Genomic DNA, 505 nt, shown 5'->3' on the forward strand with positions numbered 1-505 from the left:
TTCCATGTATGCCAAAGGCATGACTACAAGGCAGATTTCTGATACGCTGGAGGATATTTATGGTTTTGAGGCATCCGAAGGGTTCATTTCGGATGTGACCGATAAAATCATGCCGCAGATTGAGACTGGCAGAACCGCCCGCTTTCCGAGGTATATCCGGTACTCTACATAGACGCCATCCATTACTCAGTTCGTGATAATGGGGTGATCCGCAAGCTTGCGGCTTATGTGATTCTTGGCATCAATCCGGATGGACGCAAAGAAGCCTGACCATCGAGGTTGGCGAAAACGAAAGCTCTAAATACTGGCTGTCTGTACTAAATGGCTTAAAGAACCGGGGAGTGAAAGACATCTTGATTCTCTGCGCAGATGGACTTAGCGGCATCAAAGAGGCAATCGCCGCAGCGTATCCAAAGACGGAATATCAACGCTGCATCGTGCATCAGGTGCGTAACACCATGAAATATGTGTCGGATAAAGACAGGAAGCCCTTCTGTGTGGATCT

The 505-nt window shown here is 48.1% G+C and carries 1 pseudogene; it reads left to right on the plus strand.

Going from position 1 to position 505, the window contains the following annotated elements:
* Positions 1-505, plus strand: a pseudogene (locus DXA13_RS20700) (IS256 family transposase); the annotation flags it as partial.

The organism is Clostridium sp. AM58-1XD, from assembly GCF_003464085.1.
GTDB lineage: Bacteria > Bacillota > Clostridia > Lachnospirales > Lachnospiraceae > Lachnoclostridium_A.